Origin of the sequence: Sporosarcina sp. P18a (genome assembly GCF_002743135.1) — a bacterium.
Classification (GTDB): Bacteria; Bacillota; Bacilli; order Bacillales_A; family Planococcaceae; genus Sporosarcina.
The window spans coordinates 75,190-94,730 of the sequence record NZ_PDYQ01000007.1 but is presented as its reverse complement, the minus strand read 5'-3'; the positions used below and the strand labels follow the sequence as shown (position 1 = coordinate 94,730).

General features: G+C 41.1%; 16 protein-coding genes and 1 pseudogene. 8 read left to right on the top strand and 9 right to left on the bottom strand.

The genetic code is table 11. The features are described from left to right. Positions 1–13: 13 nt before the first annotated feature. From CSV75_RS14515 to efeO, 6 genes and pseudogenes are all read right to left on the bottom strand, one after another. Complete coding sequence (locus tag CSV75_RS14515) at positions 14–358, bottom strand: DUF6568 family protein (RefSeq protein ID WP_099676407.1); 345 nt, start codon at positions 356–358, stop codon at positions 14–16. Positions 359–549: 191 nt separating this feature from the next. Next, positions 550–2,274, bottom strand: a complete 1,725-nt coding sequence (gene cysI, locus CSV75_RS14510) for an assimilatory sulfite reductase (NADPH) hemoprotein subunit (RefSeq protein WP_099676406.1) — start codon at positions 2,272–2,274, stop codon at positions 550–552. 25 nt (positions 2,275–2,299) lie between these two features. Next, positions 2,300–4,114 carry an assimilatory sulfite reductase (NADPH) flavoprotein subunit gene (locus CSV75_RS14505; RefSeq protein ID WP_099676443.1) on the bottom strand — a complete coding sequence of 605 codons (1,815 nt, stop codon included), beginning with the start codon at positions 4,112–4,114 and terminating at the stop codon, positions 2,300–2,302. Between the two features lie 319 nt (positions 4,115–4,433). Continuing rightward, a complete protein-coding gene (locus CSV75_RS14500) occupies positions 4,434–6,185 on the bottom strand; it encodes an FTR1 family iron permease (RefSeq protein ID WP_233191684.1) in 1,752 nt (583 codons plus the stop codon). Continuing rightward, a pseudogene (gene efeB / locus CSV75_RS14495) lies at positions 6,160–7,436 on the bottom strand (iron uptake transporter deferrochelatase/peroxidase subunit). Before efeB ends, CSV75_RS14500 begins: the two are co-directional and overlap by 26 nt. Before the next feature lie 4 nt (positions 7,437–7,440). Then, positions 7,441–8,289 carry an iron uptake system protein EfeO gene (efeO, locus tag CSV75_RS14490; RefSeq protein WP_099676405.1) on the bottom strand — a complete coding sequence of 283 codons (849 nt, stop codon included), beginning with the start codon at positions 8,287–8,289 and terminating at the stop codon, positions 7,441–7,443. Between the two features lie 244 nt (positions 8,290–8,533). Between efeO and CSV75_RS14485 the strand changes: the two genes are divergently transcribed. From CSV75_RS14485 to CSV75_RS14475, 3 genes are all read left to right on the top strand, one after another. After that, positions 8,534–9,616 (top strand): DUF2157 domain-containing protein, encoded by a 1,083-nt coding sequence (locus tag CSV75_RS14485; protein ID WP_099676404.1) that lies wholly within the window; start codon positions 8,534–8,536, stop codon positions 9,614–9,616. After that, positions 9,606–10,145 carry a GDYXXLXY domain-containing protein gene (locus CSV75_RS14480; protein ID WP_099676403.1) on the top strand — a complete coding sequence of 180 codons (540 nt, stop codon included), beginning with the start codon at positions 9,606–9,608 and terminating at the stop codon, positions 10,143–10,145. The genes CSV75_RS14485 and CSV75_RS14480 overlap by 11 nt, the downstream gene beginning before the upstream one ends. 270 nt (positions 10,146–10,415) lie before the next feature. Next, positions 10,416–12,149, top strand: coding sequence for an AAA family ATPase (locus CSV75_RS14475; RefSeq protein ID WP_099676402.1), 1,734 nt, complete (start codon positions 10,416–10,418; stop codon positions 12,147–12,149). A 53-nt stretch (positions 12,150–12,202) separates the two neighbouring features. On the opposite strand, the gene CSV75_RS14470 is transcribed toward CSV75_RS14475, so the two are convergent. Beyond that, on the bottom strand, positions 12,203–13,519 hold the full coding sequence (locus CSV75_RS14470; RefSeq protein WP_099676401.1) for a cytochrome P450: 1,317 nt from the start codon (positions 13,517–13,519) through the stop codon (positions 12,203–12,205). 95 nt (positions 13,520–13,614) lie between these two features. Between CSV75_RS14470 and CSV75_RS14465 the strand changes: the two genes are divergently transcribed. After that, a complete protein-coding gene (locus tag CSV75_RS14465) occupies positions 13,615–13,770 on the top strand; it encodes a DUF1540 domain-containing protein (protein WP_099631738.1) in 156 nt (51 codons plus the stop codon). Positions 13,771–13,792: 22 nt separating this feature from the next. Here CSV75_RS14465 and CSV75_RS14460 read toward each other — a convergent pair whose 3' ends face one another. Beyond that, positions 13,793–14,701 (bottom strand): DMT family transporter, encoded by a 909-nt coding sequence (locus CSV75_RS14460; RefSeq protein ID WP_099676400.1) that lies wholly within the window; start codon positions 14,699–14,701, stop codon positions 13,793–13,795. A gap of 42 nt (positions 14,702–14,743) precedes the next feature. Beyond that, positions 14,744–15,151 carry a PaaI family thioesterase gene (locus CSV75_RS14455; RefSeq protein ID WP_099676399.1) on the bottom strand — a complete coding sequence of 136 codons (408 nt, stop codon included), beginning with the start codon at positions 15,149–15,151 and terminating at the stop codon, positions 14,744–14,746. Between the two features lie 384 nt (positions 15,152–15,535). Between CSV75_RS14455 and speD the strand changes: the two genes are divergently transcribed. Genes speD through speB form a run of 4 tightly spaced genes read left to right on the top strand, consistent with a single transcriptional unit; the run spans position 15,536 to position 19,526 of the window. After that, on the top strand, positions 15,536–16,360 hold the full coding sequence (gene speD, locus CSV75_RS14450; protein WP_099631735.1) for an adenosylmethionine decarboxylase: 825 nt from the start codon (positions 15,536–15,538) through the stop codon (positions 16,358–16,360). Continuing rightward, a complete protein-coding gene (locus CSV75_RS14445; RefSeq protein ID WP_099676398.1) occupies positions 16,347–17,825 on the top strand; it encodes an aminotransferase class I/II-fold pyridoxal phosphate-dependent enzyme in 1,479 nt (492 codons plus the stop codon). Before speD ends, CSV75_RS14445 begins: the two co-directional genes overlap by 14 nt. Then, positions 17,825–18,676 carry a polyamine aminopropyltransferase gene (speE, locus tag CSV75_RS14440; RefSeq protein WP_099676397.1) on the top strand — a complete coding sequence of 284 codons (852 nt, stop codon included), beginning with the start codon at positions 17,825–17,827 and terminating at the stop codon, positions 18,674–18,676. The genes CSV75_RS14445 and speE overlap by 1 nt, the downstream gene beginning before the upstream one ends. Next, positions 18,666–19,526 carry an agmatinase gene (speB, locus tag CSV75_RS14435; RefSeq protein WP_099676396.1) on the top strand — a complete coding sequence of 287 codons (861 nt, stop codon included), beginning with the start codon at positions 18,666–18,668 and terminating at the stop codon, positions 19,524–19,526. Before speE ends, speB begins: the two co-directional genes overlap by 11 nt. Positions 19,527–19,541: the final 15 nt, after the last annotated feature.

Sequence of the window (19,541 nt, the reverse complement as noted above, 5' to 3'; positions counted from 1 at the left end):
TGTTTTAAATTGATTACTTATTCATGAAAGATTTAATTTCTTCTTCAGACATTGAGGAATCACATTTAACGTTTACAGTGTCTCCATTTGTGTAAATGAAGCCAGGTACTGTCGGAATGTCATACTCATTTCGGAAAGCAGAAATGCCTTTCATATCAGCGTTTTCAACACTGTTAACGTAATAGATATGTGCATCCGTTTCTTTGGCTACTTTATTTAGTTTTTCAACGAATATTTGGCAATAAGGACATACGGATTTACCCACATAAATTATAGCCTCTCCATCACCTTTTACTAATTCCTCTGCTCTAGCCGAATCAATTTTATCAAAACCAGCTACATTTTCTTCATAACTCATCTTAAATCCATCTCCTTTCCCTACTATTAGTATTATACCGTATTGTGTAATGACTCAAACAAATTAGCCTATCCATTCACAAATAGAAAAAGATTCGGAAATTCTTCTTACTATACCATTCATCTCTACACTCTATTTCATAAAGTGATAAAGAGCAGCTAGATTTTACTCCAGCTGCTCTACATAACTAATTACACCTTATGGAAATTGGTTCCGTCCGTAGTTTCTGCAACAATGCCAGCACGAATTACAAAGTCTCCGAAGTGCTCTCCGTCATCGCGTTCTTTCGCATAACGTTTTAATATAGGTCCTAATTCACTTAAGATCTCTTCTTCTCCAATATTTTCACGGTAGATCTTGCTCAGGCGTTGTCCCGAAAAACCGCCACCTAAATACATATTGTACTTGCCGGGTCCTTTACCGATGAAACCTAGTTCCGCTATCGCTGGACGTGCACAACCATTCGGGCAACCCGTCATACGCGTTACGATCTCTTCATCCCCTAGCCCTGCCTCGTCGAGCAAGCCTTCGATTTTCGTGATCAATGAAGGTAGATATCGCTCGGCCTCTGCCATCGCCAAACCACAAGTCGGCAGCGACACACATGCCATAGAGTTCTTACGCAGCGCTGACTGCTCTGTTGGTGATTCTAACCCGTATTTCGCAATAATTTCTTCTATATTCTTTTTATTTGAATCCGCTACATCACCTAATACTAAGTTTTGATTCGGACTCAAGCGGAAATCACCTGTGTGGATCTCTGCAATTTCACGAAGTGCGGTCATCAATTTATAGTTTTCTGTATCACGCACTCGACCGTTTTCAATAAAGAATGTATAATTCCAGCGATCATTTTCTGCTGCAACCCATCCATAGCGATCTCCGTTATGATCAAAGTGATAAGGGCGTGTTTCTTCCAACTCCCAGCCTAGACGGCTATGAAGTTCGCTGACTAGCCAATCTAGTCCTCGAGCATCAATTGTATACTTAAATCGTGCATACTTTCGTACAGAACGGTTTCCATTGTCACGCTGGATCATCATCAAGTGCTTCGCTACCTCCACCACTTGATTAGCAGGAACAAAACCGATTAAGCGTGCTAACTGTGGATATGTCTGCTCATCGCCATGCGCCATTCCCATGCCGCCACCTACCGCAACGTTGAAGCCGACTAATTTTTCATTTTCTACTATCGCAATTAGTCCAATGTCTTGAGAAAATACATCAATATCATTCATTGGAGGTACCGCTATTCCAATCTTGAACTTTCTAGGCAAATAGGTCGCGCCATAGATTGGCTCTACTTCTTCCCCTGCCGTATCCACAACTTTTTCCTCATCCAACCAAATTTCATGATAAGCCGTTGTTTGTGGCAACAAGTCTAAGCTTAATCGCTTCGACCACTCATATATTTCCGCGTGAACCGATGACTGATTCGGATTCGGACTGCACATGACGTTTCGGTTAACGTCACCACAAGCGGCGATAGAATCTAGTAATGCGTCATTCATTGCTTGGATATTTTTCTTCATATTCCATTTCAAAATACCATGCATTTGGAACGCTTGGCGTGTCGTTAATTTTAATGTTCCATTACCGTATTTATGTGCCAATTCATCCATAACCAGCCATTGTTTTGGCGTGGCAAAGCCAGCTGGTGTCCGCACGCGGATCATGAACTGATAGGCAGGCTCTAATTTTTGGCGCTGACGCTCGACCCGCAGATCTCGGTCATCCTGCAAATAACTGCCGTGGAATTTCATCAGACGGTTATCATCATCTGGAATTCCGGAACTAATAGAGTCATTCATCGTTTCAATGAGACTACCACGCAAGTAATCACTATTAATTTTAATTTCTTCTACATCACTTGGTGCTCCATCTTGTATATGGATTGGTTTTGTTGTTGAAGACATGCTTCCACACTCCCTTTCAAATTACTTAATAGACATCTCGCTGATAGCGTTTCTCTTGAACTAACTGTGTGATGAATTGTTCGGCTACTTCAAGTGATTTGCCGCCTTCTTGTTGAAGAATTTCCAGCAAAGTCGCGTGGACGTCTTTTGCCATGTTCTGTTCATCACCACATACATAAATCACTGCACCTTCTTCAATCCATTGATACAGTTCTTGACTCGCTTGTTTCATACGATGTTGTACATATACTTTTTCATCCGTATCACGTGAGAAAGCTACATCGAGGCGTGTTAACGTGCCATCCTTCACGTAATTTTGCCACTCCGTTTGATAATAGAAATCGGTCACATAATGCTGATCTCCAAAGAACAACCAAGACTTTCCTTCCGCTCCTGTTTCACTGCGTTCTTCAATGAATGAACGGAATGGCGCGATACCCGTCCCTGGCCCTATCATAATAATCGGTGTTTCCGAATTAGCTGGTAAACGGAAATTATCATTTTTATGGATATAAATCGGCAATGTATCTCCCGGCTCAAGATTTTCTGCACATTGGATAGAACACACGCCTTGTCTGTCGCGACCATGCGCTTCGTAACGAACAGCACCGATTGTCAAATGCACTTCTTCAGGGTTCGCTTCTAGGCTACTGGCAATTGAATATAATCTTGCTGGCAATTTACGAAGAATTCCCACCAGTTGTTGTTCTGAAGCTTCTACTGGTCCAAAGTCCGTTAATGCATCGTATAAGTCCCGTCCATCGACATATGCACGAAGCTCATCCGCATTTTCTTTATTTAGGAGTCGCTTCAACTCTTCTGACTTAGAGTAATTAGACAGTTTTTCAAGTAGCGGTTTAGTTACTACGGTAATCTCTAAGTGATGAAGTAATGCGATACGTAAAGCACGGTGTTCCCCTTGTGAGTTGATTTCCACTGTTTCTTCTGCGTTCCAGCTTCCTAACTTAATAATCTCATCGACTAAGTCGGAATTATTCGTTGGGAAAATCCCTACACTGTCGCCTGGCTTATATGTCAATCCCGATCCTTCTAATGAAATCTCCACATGACGCGTCTCTTTATTAGAACCTCGACCGTTTAGATTAATATTTTCAAGTACTTCTGCATTAAACGGATTGGTGCGTGAGTACTGAGTAGATGATGGGCTTTCCACTTCTACACTAGCTGCAGCCGATTGACCGCCAGATTGAATTTCTAACGACACTTCTACCGCTGATAGCCACTGCGCTGCCGGCTCATCATAATCCAAATCACAATCTACTCGTGGAGCTAACTGAACTGCGCCTAATTCGGATAGTTTCTGATCGAAATCAGCGCCTGTTTTACAGAAAAATTCGTACGAGCTATCACCAAGGGCCAATACTGAATAATGGAGATGATCTAGTTTCGGAGCACGTTTTCCATGCAAAAACTCATAGAATGGCAACGCTGTATCAGGTGGATCTCCTTCTCCATGCGTACTGACGATCAGTAATAGATTTTCGATTTTCTTCAGATTATTCGGCTTGAAATCATTCATGGACTGGATTGTCACATCAAAAGATTGTTCTTTTAACTTGGCTGCCGCCTGTTCAGCGATTCCCTGTCCGTTACCTGTTTGCGAGCCATAAAGAACAGTTATTTCTTTTACTGCCGTCGGAATTTTGATAGCTGGACGTTCTAATACAGCAACACTAGCAGATGTTACTGAAGCTGTGCTGACAGCTGTTAAATACCCACTCAACCAACTTTGCTGTGTTTCTGTGATGCTCGGTAATAAACGATTGAGCAATTCTACTTGTTCTTCACTAAAAGGACTATTCGATACTTGTAACGCCATATTCATCACCCTCGCAACCTCTTATTTTATTATTGCTTCATGTTGCAGAAAATCTGACTAGACTGACAACTATTTTTAAGATGGTATCATTGTATTATGATTATTCCTATTAGTCAAGTAGGCTTTTAATACAGAGTGTGGTATCTATAGTAATAGTACAGATTGATAGTTTTTCCTTGTGGTGATTTGCACTTCGAAAGGGCAGTTTCCCTTCGAAATCACTAGTTAACCTACTACAACTATTAACAAAAACTTTGAACTTAGAAACACGTAAAAAGAATGCCCTGTTGAAGTACAATAACTTCTAGGACATTCTAGTTTAGTAATTCGAAAGTTGTACGTTGGAACGGTTACCTGCTTTTCGTATCCAGGCAGCCACTAAGATGATGACTAATAAACCAAGTTGTGCCGTAATCGTTTCAATGGTCGGATAAAAACCTATAAAGTCAATAATCGGCAACCCGGGTTGTACCGTTGTGTTGATCACGTTCGTCAACTGTAACGTATGCAGACTGACACCAATAATCTTGAAAGCAAGCACATAAATTAAAATCGTCGCCACTGCGAAGAAGCGATGGATTGGAATTCGATGGCTGAGCTTCATAAGCATGAACGCAACGATTACCAATATGACAACAGCTAGCAATATCCCCATCACAAATTCCGCAGTAGACATTTTTGGCGCAATTCCTGCATAAAAGACCATTGTTTCTGCACCTTCTCTAAATACAGAAAGAAAGCTAACCGAAGCCATAGCGAGTATGCTACCTTTTGAAATTGCCTGTCCCATTTGTCTAGATATATAACGATTCCACGAGGCGACAGTAGATTTTTGATGCATCCAAATCCCCACACCGATCATCAGTGCTGCAGCAATGAGACCAACATAGCCTTCCATCATTTCACGATCATTGCCAATCGTGACAGAATGCAATACCGTAGACATCATAATCGCTACTACGACACTAAGCGTCATGCCAGCACCCACTCCAACATACACCCATTTACGCATAGCTTGTTGATTAGCATTCGTTAAGAATGATATCAGTGCCATAATGATCAACAACGCTTCAAGACCTTCACGTAATAAAATCAGAGCTGAATCCCAAAAACTGAAACCGTTATTCGTTTGCAATAAGGCAATTTGCTGTTTGAAATTTTGTAACTGATACACAGCCTTGTCAAGGTTATATCCACTATTAGACAATTGACCAATCATCATAGGCAGTTCATTTTCAAGTTCTGTATAAAGAGAGGCATTTTTCGTACGCACTTCCCCTTCCACATTCGGCCAAATTTTAATGAACTCGCTCAATGTTTTCTTCGCTTCAACAAGCTCTCCATTTCGCACTGATTCTGAGCTTTCATCTAGTAGTGCAATCAATGTTGTCAAAGAATAGTCCTCAGTCGCTGTCTCTTTCAACGTCCCAGAGACGAACTGGTCTACCGTGACGGTTAATTCATCAAACTGCGTCCGCAACATATCAAGATTAGGTTCTTCTTCCGCTAACGCGATTCTCATGAATGCCATACTCGTTTCAATTGCACCATATGCTGAAATACTTTGCTCTCGCACTGGACGTTCATTGCGTGTCCAAGTAGTAATGAACTGCTGATTCGCCTCTTCGATTTCTTCTAGCGAACCTAACTTAATAGCCTGATTCAATTCAGCAAGTGCCGGTTCCATCAATTTACCGAATTCTTCTCGCTCTGCTTGTTCATCAACTGGATTTTCCGACTTTTCCAATTCATGTACCGCCTTAGATAATGAACTCAATAGCACTCCGCGTGTTTCCGAGTCAGCTTGTATTGCTTTTTTTAACGTTTTATCGATTTCCAACGTGTACTCCGAACTCTCTAGATTCTGTTGTTTCCAAATCGTTTCGAATTCTCGTAAAGATGTCAGTGCCGCCGCATCGTTTGCTTTCTTAGTTTGCATAATGGAATCACTGATAGAAATATACAGATCACTATAATTTGTTTCTGTATCGGCAATTGCTGGACGAATCGGCATGAATGCAATAATCAACAGTACTGCAATCCATTTATATAATCGAGAAGAGTGAGTCACCGATAAAGCCTCCCTTTTGGATCCCAGGGAAGCAGGCGAATAACGCACTGCCGCGATGAGTAATATATTCATTTAATTTATCTTTACGACCAAAACTGTTTTGGATTGCAATAAATTGTTCAGGATCTTTTTGGAACGAAATAAACAATAAACCCGCATCGAATGTACCTGTTGAATCCATGACACCGGAACTATAAGAGAATGAACGACGGTAGATCTTCTGTTTGGTCTTTTTAGCCAGACGTACATGAGAATTTTCAGAAATAATATACGCACCGTTTGCATCCTTTTCATCCAAGTCTACTTCGTCCATCTCTTTTTCTTTACCTAATGGCGCCCCCGTATCACGATGGCGGCCAAATGTCGCTTCTTGTTCCTGCAGTGCTGTTCTGTCCCATGTTTCCAAATGCATCTGCACTCGACGGACAGCCATGTACGTGCCATTGGTCATCCAATCTTTTGATTGACCAGCATCAACCCAAGCAACTTCATTCATTTCGGATTCTTTGGATCCATTGGATTGACTGAACCATCTTTAAACGCAAATAAGTTTCTTGGCGTCTCTTTTCTCTTTCCCTTCATTGGGTAAGAATTAAAGCCTGCCTGTGTCCATTTCAATGATACTTTTCCTGAAGCCGCACGCACTAAATTTCGAACAGCATGAAACGCAACTTGCGGGTCATCTGCACATGCTTGAATACAAATATCTCCTCCTGTATATGCAGGATCTAGTTGATCTTTCGGGAAGTGAGGTAAATCTTTCAGTTCAGCAGGCTTTTTTGACGCTAAACCTAGTGACTCTTTTTCAAATAGTGACGGACCAACACCAAACGTCAATGTTAAATTCGAAGCATCTAATCCGACTACTTCCCCCGTATCTTTTGATGGAATGAGCATATTGGAAGTCTGACCATCAATCTGTTCGCCATTCATCATGCGTACAGCAATGGGAGTCCACATTTTAAAAAGATCCATCAATTCCTGTTGTGAATTCACCAAGACATGTAACGAAGCAAAATATATGTAACTTTGGCATTCAGTCGCGATTCCGGCTTGGTGCTTTCCATAAAAATTAATCTTATTCTTCGAGCGTGGATTATCTTCCTCCTCAGCCATTCCAAACACTTTGAAAACACCGCCAAGACCCGATGCTCCGATCGCAACACCAGCAGCACCTGCACCTGTATATTTCATCATTTGACGACGTGAAATTTTCTTTTCATAGAATCTTTCTTCAGTTCGGTCCGTCATAATATCACTCCGTTACGATGCCCATCATACTTAATGGTTCACCTAATTGATTTACCGCTTCTGATAGCGATTTTGTATCTTCCTTTGTTAATTCTTCATAGGATATATAGCCGCCATTTTCATCTTCATATTCAGCAAGTAGACTATTAATAGTTTGGAATTTAGTTTCGAGTTCATCGACTAGTTGCTGATCTTTCGCTGCCATCTTACCCTTCAGAATTTCATAGATTTTTTCTGCACCTTCAATATTTGCTTTAAAGTCATATAGATCGGTGTGAGAATAAATTTCTTCTTCACCAGTTATTTTAGAAGTAGAAACTTCATTCAGTAAATCGACTGCTCCAGTGATCATTAAATCAGGTGATACTTCAACTGTTTCTACACGTGCACGCAGTTCTTTTGCATCCTTAAGCAATTGGTCGGCAACATCTTCGTATCCTTCAGTTGTATTTTCCACCCAGAGACCGTACTCAATTTTATGATAGCCAGACCATTCCTCTTCTCCCTGACCCTGTTCTTGAACATCTGCCAGACGTGCATCGATTCGTGGATCCAAATCTCCGAAACTTTCCGCAATCGGTTCAGAGCGTTCAAAATACATTCTAGCCACAGGATAGATTCTCTCTGCTTCTTCTAGATCACCCGCCTTAACAGCCGTGACAAATTTTTCTGTGTTTATAACGAATTCATCCATTTGTTCAAGCGCAAATTCTTTATATGCATCTGTTTCAGCAGTTAAGTCGACTTCTTCAGTCGCTACTGGCGTTTTTTCGACAGATTCTTCAGCTGCCCCGCAACCTGATAGGAGAATTCCTGTTGTTAAAGCGAAAGCTGTTACTAGTGTTTGTTTCATATTTCTTCCTACTTCCCAAAGTTTAATTTTATGTTTCCAATGATAATCGTTCTCAAATGAATGTCAATAGGGAATTAAAGGATAATTATGTATCTTTCTAGTATTTATTGTGTTTTTAGAAAATATACGAGATACTATATTTAACTAGATAATTTCTGTGAGAACCTTTTCATTCTTGATATTCTGTAACATATTATGTATTTATCAGTCTACTTAGTAACTAGTATGAAAGGAGGGAATCCGTATGAAAAGAAAGGTCACGAAACAACAATTGACTTTCTTGCACCAAGAGTTTTCTTTTCTACAAAAGCAAGGCAAAATGAAAGAAACGGATGCCGACGAAATGCTCTCGCTATATGAATCTAAAGGTGGCACTAATTTCGTGAGGATTTTGCTGGCTTTCGGGGCTATATTAGTGGGGATCGGAATACTGAGTTTTATCGCAGGTAACTGGGCTTTACTAACGCCATTCTTTAAGCTCGGATTAATCATCGTCGGCATGGTCTTGGCATACTTCGCAGGATACAAGCTTGAAAGCAATTACGAAAGAACGTCTCGCAGTATGTATTATATCGGGGCTGCCATTTTTGGAGCTGGAATATTCCTAATTGGTCAGAGCTTTCATTTACAACATACGGTGTATACAGATTTCCTATTATGGGGGATCGGCATCTTGCCACTTGCCTATTATGTAAAAGATCAATTGCTCGCTGTATTTGCTAGTGCATTTTTTATTATTTACAGCTTTAGTGCTTTCACAACGTATGAAGTTGGAAGCTTCGGTCCCTTTTGGCTACTTCTATTGATTCCTCTACTGTTCTGGATGAATGAAACGCGATTCAGAAGAAAAAGTTCGTTGTTTGTTATGAATGTATTGCTTAGTGCAGCTTTTATCGTCAATATGCTAGAATTCTTCCATGTTGAGGAATGGATTTCTGTCTTGATTGTCTTTGTATTAGGTGTATTTCTCGCACTCGCACCTTTCAAACAGTATCGTACAGAGTCGTCTTGGACGGGGTCCGTATTATTTGGAATTACGGGTATGATGCTAACGTTCCCATTCATATGGGATGATTTGCGATTTGGTGATACTGCACCTTATATCTTCACCGCTATATTCGTTATCTTATTGATTTACCTTCTGAAGAAAGACAGCTTACCAGCTATTTTGATCACATGCGCGTTAATCTATCGTTATTACACGGATATCTCATACGACTTCATGCCAAAGTCATTATTTTTCATCATAGGTGGTTTACTGCTGATCGGCTTTGGATTCTGGTTTGAAAAATCACGACGAGAGACGGTGAAACGTCATGAAGAATAAACGGAATCTATTTCTTATTGCCTTAATCGTCCCAATCATCGTCCTGTTAGCGATGACTTGGAAACCTTTATACACAGTGAAGACAGGTAAAACCATCACATTGGAAACAGTACCTGTCGACCCGCGCGATATTCTTTATGGTGATTATGTTAGTCTTCAATTTGCGATTGAAGAATTCTCCAAAGAAAGTCTTGACCCTGCGCTCATTAAAGAATTCTCCAAACATGATACTGGAAGACTGACAGTATATGCAGTTTTAGAACAAGAAGAAGGAGATGTATATGGGTTAAAGACCGTTACACATAAGAAACCAAGCGATGGCCTTTTTTTAAAAGGTGATATGTATTACTACGGTGAACACAATATCGATGAAAATCAAATGTATTTCGCAAACTTTCTCCCTGATCGTTTCTATGTAGCTGAAAATACGGGTATGCAGTTAGAAGATTTGTCACGCAAAGGTCAATTGCTTGCAGATATAAAAGTTCGTGATGGTTTTGCTGTATTAGAAGATGTTCGGCCTAAATAGGTCACTTTATTGGAGTAGCGGAAGCCCTCACTGGAGGTCGTGGTATATACGATTTCGAGTAGGGGCTTTTTTTAGTTGGTAATCTTTTTGAAGGTAGTGAGAAGTAGGCTTCGGGGTGTAGTACTGCCACTTACTTCTTCCGCTTGTGTCTTTTTAGGTATTTCCTCACAAGTTCTTGAATTTGTAACTATTTTTTCTGTTTACACACTATACAAAACTACTACTTTTACGTATAATTTAGGTAATTCACTAAAGGAGCTGGAGCTGAACTTGAAGCCTATTTCAAAATTAGCATCAAAGATCTTTGTCGTAGCCCTCTTTGTCACGGCCATTGCAGCAGGTGTCACTTGGAACTATTTACTCCCCACTGGAGGAAAAGAAGTTTCATTTGCTCAGATGGAAAAACTGATTGCTGAACAATCAGGTGCTGGTGTCTTATTAAACGAAACGGCCAAAGGAAAGTTATCCATCATTGTAGATAACACAACATACAGCACGATGGTGCGTCCACAAAGTACATTAGTGGATGACTTAGTACAGAAATATAATGTAACGTATCAATATAAAGCAGAGAGTTCGATGGGCGGTTGGATTTTTGGTGGGCTTGTATTGGCAGCTCTTTTGACACTTTTCATTCTTCATAAAAAAGGTAAGCTCAATATTGGCGCGTCGGCTATGAAGCATCAAGCGTCAAAGGCGACTCCTCTACCTGACATCACAATGGATGATATCGGTGGAATTCCTCAAGAAATGAAGGATGAAATCCAACAGACGTTAGAAGTATTCAAAAACCCTGAAGCGGCAAATGAAATGGGCATTGCTTTGCCTCAAGGTATTTTACTATATGGACCTCCGGGGACTGGTAAAACATTACTAGCTCAAGCTATCGCAAAAGAAATAGGAGCTACTTTTTATTCTTCTAGTGGAGCAGCCTTTACAGAATTATTTGTAGGTGTTGGAGCTTCACGAGTGCGTACACTTTTTGAAAATGCACGCAAACAACGTCCTGCTGTGATCTTTATAGACGAAGTAGATGCGTTGGCTGGAAAACGAAAAGAACATGGTGGAGAAGAATCTGAAAAGACGTTAACGGAACTACTAGTTCAACTTGACGGTGGTAATGATAATGACGGTGTTTTATTCATTGCAGCTACGAATCGAAAAGATATGCTGGATGATGCGTTCTTGCGACCTGGGCGTATCGACTTTACATTTCATGTTCAATTGCCGGATACAAAAGGACGTCGCGAAATTATCGATATCCATACAAACGGCAAAACGTTAGCTCCTAATGTGGCAGCGTCACTCGATACACTTGCAGATAGCACTTCAGGTTTTTCTGGCGCAGAAATATGCAGCTTGTTCGAAACAGCCAGCCGCCGTGCTATTCGCGAAGGTCGGAAATTAATTGAGAAGCATGATTTGGATTTTGCAATTGACCGGACGATCCTTGGAAATACAGCACGCACGTTAAGCGACCAAGAAACGAAGCGTCGTGTAGCCATTCACGAATCCGGACATGCCATCATCGCTGCTCTTACAAAGCCAGGTTCTGTAAGAAAAGCGACGATTATTCCAAGGGGTCAAGCACTCGGTTATGTAGCCCCTATTCAAAAGGAATTACATTTATCTACTGCTAGCGAATTGCTTGATCAAGTCAGTATGATTTTAGCGGGCGGCATTGCAGAGCGTCTCTATTTGGGAGAGCACAGTATCGGAGTTGGAGGCGATGTGGAACAGGCCAAAGATATTCTTGAGCGTATGGTGAATACTGGATTGTTCCAAGAAGGATTTTCTTTGATCTTCAATAAAGCTGAACGTGAAGAAAAAATGCAAATGCTATTTGATCAAGCCGCAAAAAAGACGGAAACGCTCATTAAGGAGCACGCGTATCAATTTGAAGAGTTAGTCAATGCACTATATAAAGAAGAAACGCTTGAAGGTGACGAAGTACAGCGCATAGTCGAGTTGTCGACTCCTAAAGATGCGGTAGTGTTTATCTGAAAGCAAAACAGCGATCATCCTCTTGATGATCGCTGTTTTTTAGTTTGCGTTGGTTAACAGCGCTTCTCTAACCTCATCGGCCATCCATCTTTGATCCGCAATGAAATCAATAGTTCCGGAACGGGCGCATGTGGTCGCATATTGCGGAATATGAACTTCTTATAAAGTAGCGATATGATCAATGTCGCTTCTAGCATAGCAAATCGAGAACCGATACAACTGCGTGAACCACCACCGAATGGGAAATAACTAAATGGCGCATACTTATTACCTGCCGCAAACCGATCCGGGTCAAATGTGTCGGGTTCAGGGAACACCTCTTTATTTCGGTGAATCGCATATGGACAAATCATAAACGTGCTTCCCTTTTTAAAAGATTTTCCAAACATCTCGACCGGTTCGTCAAGTTCGCGGTAAATCAGCCAAGCAGGCGGATAAAGACGCAAGCCTTCTTCAATAATTTGCTGTGTATACGGTAATTCTCGCATCCAATTAAATGGGTTGCCTACCAAGTTTGCTGAATTCAATTCATCCAACAGACGCTTCTCTACTTTAGGAAGCCGTGCAATTTCAGCAAATAACCAGCCTAATAAGTTTGCCGTTGTTTCATGTCCTGCGAGCAACATCGTCATCATCTGATCACGTACTTCTTTGTCAGGCAATCTGTTTCCGGCCTCATCTGTCACTGCCATCATCATGCCAAGCAACGAATCTTCAAACCATTCAGGGTGTTCTTTTGCAGCGACTAATACATCGTCAATCATTTCCTCAAGTGTTTGTATCGCTCTTTTATGTTTCAAGTTAGCTTTAGTCGGAACAGAAGATGGAATCATTACAGGACTAAATAAAATTTTGACGCTTTGCTCAATCGTTGTTGTGACGGCATCTGCAAGCTCTTTCTCCTCTGTAGAGACATTTGTCGAAAACATTGTTCGTGTAATGATCGACAATGTCAAACGCATCATTACTGTATGTATATCTACTTCCTCTTCATGCTCAAGTCGTTTGACTAGCTTCTCTGTTTCATCAATGATGGAATAGGCATAACGTTCCATCACCTCTTTATAAAACGCTGGTTGAATATATTTCTTCTGCGTCGCATGCCGTTCACCTTCCGTCGTCAGAAGACCTTCTCCCACTGTTCTCTGCAACACAGTCGTTGTCCGTCCTTTAATAAATGACTGGTCTTGACGAATTAAGATTTCTCGAATTGCTTCGGGACTGTTGACCACAAACGTCGGTGAAATGCCTGTCTTCAATGAAATCACATCACCAAGCGGCTGTACTCGCATAAAAAAAGCAATCGGATCACGCACGAATTCCAAATAGTTCTGTAATCGTGGTGTCGCAATATCTTGTACAGTAACCATAAACTCTCCTCCAAAATTATCATAATGTGTTACTTCTCCATCTCCTGTATGTATACAGTATTTTTGGATATGCTAGTAAAAAGGAGGTGGGTCAATTGGCAAAAGACGTATTATGCGAAGTGACAAATTGTCATTTTTGGGAATCAGGTAACCAATGTGGAGCAGATGAAATCAAAGTAATTTCACGAAAAGGAAGAAAAGCAAAAGACTCAGCCGAAACAGATTGTAATACGTTCATTCCAAAAGGATGATCCACCGCGTAGCAGCCACGCTTTATGCTTGGCTGCTTTTTTCTTGTAAAGTTGTACGCCTACGCATCTCTTCCCAGTTAACAGCAATCACACTCAAAACTGCAATCACTCCACCTATCATAGATAATCCACTCGGTAGTTCTTGTAGCCATACCCAAGCAACCAATATCGCCACGACTGGCTCTATATAGAGAAGGCTCGAAACTGCCCCTGCATCTGCAATCGACAGCGCAGTAGACCAGGTTACATAGGCAATCGTTGCTGGAATAACCCCCATATAAATCGTTGATAATGTAGCTTCAAGCGTAGCCCCTTGTATTTCATTTAGCAAGCCAGGGGTGAAATATAAAAACGGCAAAGTACCCGCCCATGTGAAGTATGCTGTCAACTCGACAGGTGTGTAACGGTTGAATAAAGGTTTCTGAAAGACAAAAAATATAGAAGTAGAAATAACAGCAATAATAATGAACCACGCACCTACCGATACTTCCAACGCACCTTCCGAACTTCCTATCGTTATCAACGCAACACCTGATAATCCGATTGCCATTCCAATCCAACCTAATCGACTAATTTTCTCACTTAGGAAAATCACTGCGATTATCGAAGTGAAAATCGGCACCGTTGCGATAAACAGACCGGCCGTTCCAGCTGATACCGTTTGTTCTCCGTAGGTCAGACCAAAATGATAAATACTGATTCCTGCGAAGCCTAGTAGCATGATCTTCCCTATATCCTGTTTTGCAGGCAGACGAATTTTCGTTCCCGGCCATAATGCATATAAAATAAATACTAATGAAGCGACGATAAACCGTGTCAACACTAAATGTCCAGGTGAGTACCCTCCTAGTAAACTCACTCGAATAGCAGCAAAACTGGAGCCCCATGCGACAACGGTGAATAAACCTAAATAGAAAGCTTTCTTATTCATATGAAAACCTGCCTTGATTTGAAATTACAGAGTAAATAACAATCATTTCAACTTAAAAGTAGCAGTGCAATGAGCCACTAATTCATCTTTCTCATTGAATAACGTTCCTTCAACTAAGGCCGTGGAGCGTGTTCTATTAATAACCGCAGCTTTTGAATAAATGGTTTCCTGAACGACCGGCTTTAGGAATTGTGTCGTCATTTGTATCGTCATGACATCATTTGCACCCATCGACCGACAAAGCATTCCCATTGTCGTATCGAGAACGGACATATACATACCACCGTGAATAGTTCCACGTACATTATCATACTCTTGACGATAAGGTAAATATAATTCCACTTGACCCGCTTCTAATTTTTGTGTTTGCAGACCGGCAAATTTCCAAAAAGGACTTGTTTCGAAATCTTGTCGAACCTGTTCCAAATATTCCACTGTTGTATCGTGCATTTCATTACCTCCATAGAATGTAGTAATTGTTTTATATACCATATCGTAAAGACGTTCTGACGACAATTCAAAGCATTTTACCATTTGCCATAAAAAAGCTTTTTCTAATATTTTTCTATAAAAAGTATATATTTTTCATTCTTTTTCCTTTATAATGAAATCAATTTCATAAGTTTTTTAATTTAGAAAGAGTACCTGTGAGCATTACGCCAATCCAATCACCTGTTATGTAATGGAATAGAGTGAATATCTATTCTTATATCAACAAGCGAAACAGAGTAAAGGTCCCTCTCCAATCTGTCATGTTTGTATTATTTCATGTGGATTGGAGAGGGACTTTTTTATGTGATGATACTTTTTAAAAAAGCAATTTTGAAAGGACGGATGTTTCGGTTGGAAAATAAGCTGAAGCTCTACGGCTTTAACAACCTCACCAAAACTCTTAGCTTCAACATTTACGATGTGAGCTATGCAAAGAGTAGAAGAGAGCAAAGTGAGTATATCGCCTATATAGATGAGCAATACAATTCAGAACGTTTAACGAAAATTCTCTACGATGTTACTGAAATGATTGGTGCGCATGTATTGAATGTCAGTAAACAAGATTACGACCCACAAGGTGCTAGTGTAACGTTGATGATTTCAGAGGAAAAATTCCCTGCATCACAAATTGATCCTTCTTGTAATCAAGGCGCGATTCCTATCTTGCCAGATAAAGACTCCGTCGTCAGTCATTTAGACAAGAGCCACGTGACTGTCCATACGTATCCCGAGTATCATCCCGATAACTCCATTGCGACATTTCGTGTAGATATAGATGTGTCGACGTGTGGAGAGATTTCTCCGTTGAATGCGCTCGACTACCTGATCGGAAGCTTTGATTCGGATATTATTACCGCAGACTATCGCGTGCGTGGATTTACACGGTCAGTAGACGGTAAAAAACTTTTCATGGATCATGCAATTACATCCATTCAAGACTTCATTGACCAGAAAACATTGCAAAAATATGATGCAATCGATATAAATGTTTACCAAGCGAATATCTTCCATACGAAATTACTCATTAAAGAGATTGATTTACAAGATTACCTATTCAACAAAGATGTTTCGGAATTACCGCCAAAGGAACGCCTTCAAATTTCTCATAATCTTCGCAAAGAGATGATTGAAATCTACAGCGGTTCCAACGTCTATGAAAATGAGTGAGGAGAGACCATTGAAATTATCACAACATCGCGTTCCTATTATGGAAGCATTGCAACAATATCAAGAAGCACGTGTCGTTCCTTTTGATGTACCCGGACACAAGCACGGTCGAGGCAATAAGGAGCTCGCAGATTTTCTCGGGGAGACTTGCTTACAACACGACGTGAATTCCATGAAACCTCTTGATAATTTATGCCACCCCGTTTCTGTCATACGTGAAGCTGAAGAGTTGGCAGCGGACGCGTTCGGCGCGAAACACGCTTTCTTGCTTGTAAACGGGACGACCTCTGCTGTACAAGCGATGGTCATGACAGCTTGTAAAGCAGGAGAGAAAATCATCATGCCGCGTAATGTTCATCGCAGTGCAATCAATGCCTTGATCTTAAGTGGTGCTATTCCTATCTATGTGAATCCGGGAGTGCAAGAGGATCTTGGCATTCCACTCGGTATGGCAGTAGATGAAGTTAAGAAAGCCATCGTGGACCACCCAGACGCCAAAGCGATTCTCATTAATAATCCAACCTATTATGGTATTTGCTCCAATTTGCAAGCCATTACTGATATAGCACATGCACACGGTATGCTCGTGCTAGTGGATGAAGCACATGGCACGCATTTTTATTTTAACGATAAACTGCCTGCTTCCGCGATGTCCGTCGGCGCGGATATGGCTTCTATCAGTATGCATAAATCAGGTGGATCTTTAACACAAAGTTCCTTTTTATTAATCAATAATGCGGTGAGTGAAGGCTATACGCGACAGATTATTAACCTAACGCAGACTACGAGCGGTTCTTATCTATTGATGTCGTCATTGGATATTTCACGGAAAAACCTGGCATTACACGGGCAGGAAATCTTCGATAAAGTGATCAAGATGGCGCAGTATACCCGCGATGAAGTCAATCAGATCGGCGGCTATTATGCATACTCTAAAGAGCTGATAAACGGCGATACCATCTATGACTTTGACGAGTCCAAATTGTCGATTCATACGCGTCAAATGGGTCTGGCTGGCATTGAAGTATATGATATTTTACGCGATGAATACGATATCCAAATTGAGTTCGGGGACGTAGCGAATATCCTTGCCTATATTTCAGTCGGGGACCGTACACTCGATCTTGAACGATTGGTCGCAGCACTAGCAGAAATCAATCGTCGTTATAAAAAGGATCCTAGTTCGTTATTCGACCACGAATATATCAATCCGCAAATTGTTCAATCGCCCCAACAGGCTTTTTACGCGGATAAAGAGACATTATTACTTTCCGACTCTTCAGGACGCGTGGCAAGCGAATTCGTCATGTGCTATCCCCCTGGCATTCCAATTCTGGCACCCGGAGAACGAATCACAAATGAAATAATTGAATACATCAATTACTGTAAGGACAAGGGATGTTTCTTGACGGGTACCGAAGATGCAAAAGTTGATTGGATTAATGTAGTAAAGGAGGACGTCTAATGAATCTATGGTTTACTGAAGATCATTCACCCCATACACGATTTTCATTTCGTGTCGAAGAACATCTATATACTGCGACGAGTGAATTCCAGAAAATTGATGTCTTCCAAACGACAGAGTTCGGTAAAATTTTGACATTAGACGGTTATGTCATGGTGACAGAAAAAGACGAATTCATTTATCACGATATGATTGTTCACGTGCCGATGGCTACCAATCCGTCCATCGAGAACGTGTTGGTTATCGGTGCAGGTGATGGTGGGACCGTACGCGAATTGACGCGCTATCCATCAATCAAACAAATCGATATGGTGGAGATTGATGAGCAAGTTGTGAAAGTGTGTCAGGAATTTTTACCACAAACCGCAGCCCAACTGACTGATCCGCGCGTTACACTCTATTTTGAGGATGGTCTGAAATTCGTTCGTCAGCAAGAAAATGCCTATGATTTGATCATTGTCGATTCCACCGATCCATTCGGGCCAGGTGAAGGACTCTTCACGAAGGAGTTTTATGGCAATTGCTACAAGGCTTTGAATAGCCAAGGCATTCTTGTAAATCAGCATGAAAGTGCTTTTTACGCCGAAGATGCACGCGGTATGCAACGAGCACATAAAAGTATTATGGGATTCTTCCCCGTTTCTAAAGTCTATCAAGCACACATACCAACCTATCCATCGGGGCACTGGCTGTTCGGATTTGCTTCCAAAAAATATGACCCGATAGATGATTTGGATGCTAATGCATGGAATGCACTTGGTTTGCAAACAAAATATTATAATACAAAACTTCATGTCGGCTCATTCGCTTTACCGAATTATGTTAAGGAGCTATTAACCCATGCTAAATAAAAATATAGAAACATTTCTAGGGTTCGAAGCAGACTACGAGGAGGCTTCATTCGTAATTTTCGGTGCTCCTTTTGATTCCACAACATCTTTTCGTCCTGGTACACGATTCGCTAGTAAAGTGATGCGAAGCGAATCATTCGGTCTTGAGACATATAGTCCTTATCAAGAAGCAGATTTAACGGATTACTCATTATTCGACGGCGGTGATCTGGAATTAAGTTTTGGGAACACGGAGCGTGCTCTTGAGCAAATTGAACAGTTCACTTCACTCGTTTTGAAGGATGGGAAAATCCCTTGCATGATTGGCGGTGAACATTTAGTCACTTTGGGAGCTGTACGTGCTGTTGCGAAAATGCATCCTGATTTACATGTCATTCAATTCGATGCACATACAGACTTGCGCGAAGAATATTTAGATCAACGCCTATCTCATGCTACGGTTATTCGCAGAATCTGGGACTTGCTCGGAGATAATAAAATCTATCAATACGGTATCCGTTCCGGTGATCGTTCAGAATTTGAATGGGCGGCTAAGCTACATGTCTTTATGAATAAATTTAATTTTGATGGACTTGAAGATACGGTTAAGAAGTTACAGGATAAACCCGTCTATTTGACGATTGATCTCGATGTCTTAGACCCTTCCGTATTCCCGGGAACTGGTACGCCGGAAGCGGGTGGCGTCAGCTTTGTTGAATTGCTACAAGCAATTTTGACGGTCAGCGGTTTGAATATCGTTGCCTGTGATATCAACGAGCTGTCCCCTATCTACGACCAAAGCGGCGCATCAACAGCCGTGGCTTGTAAAGTGTTACGTGAATTAACGATTGCTATAAACAAAAATAACTAAATTGGTGGTGTCTTT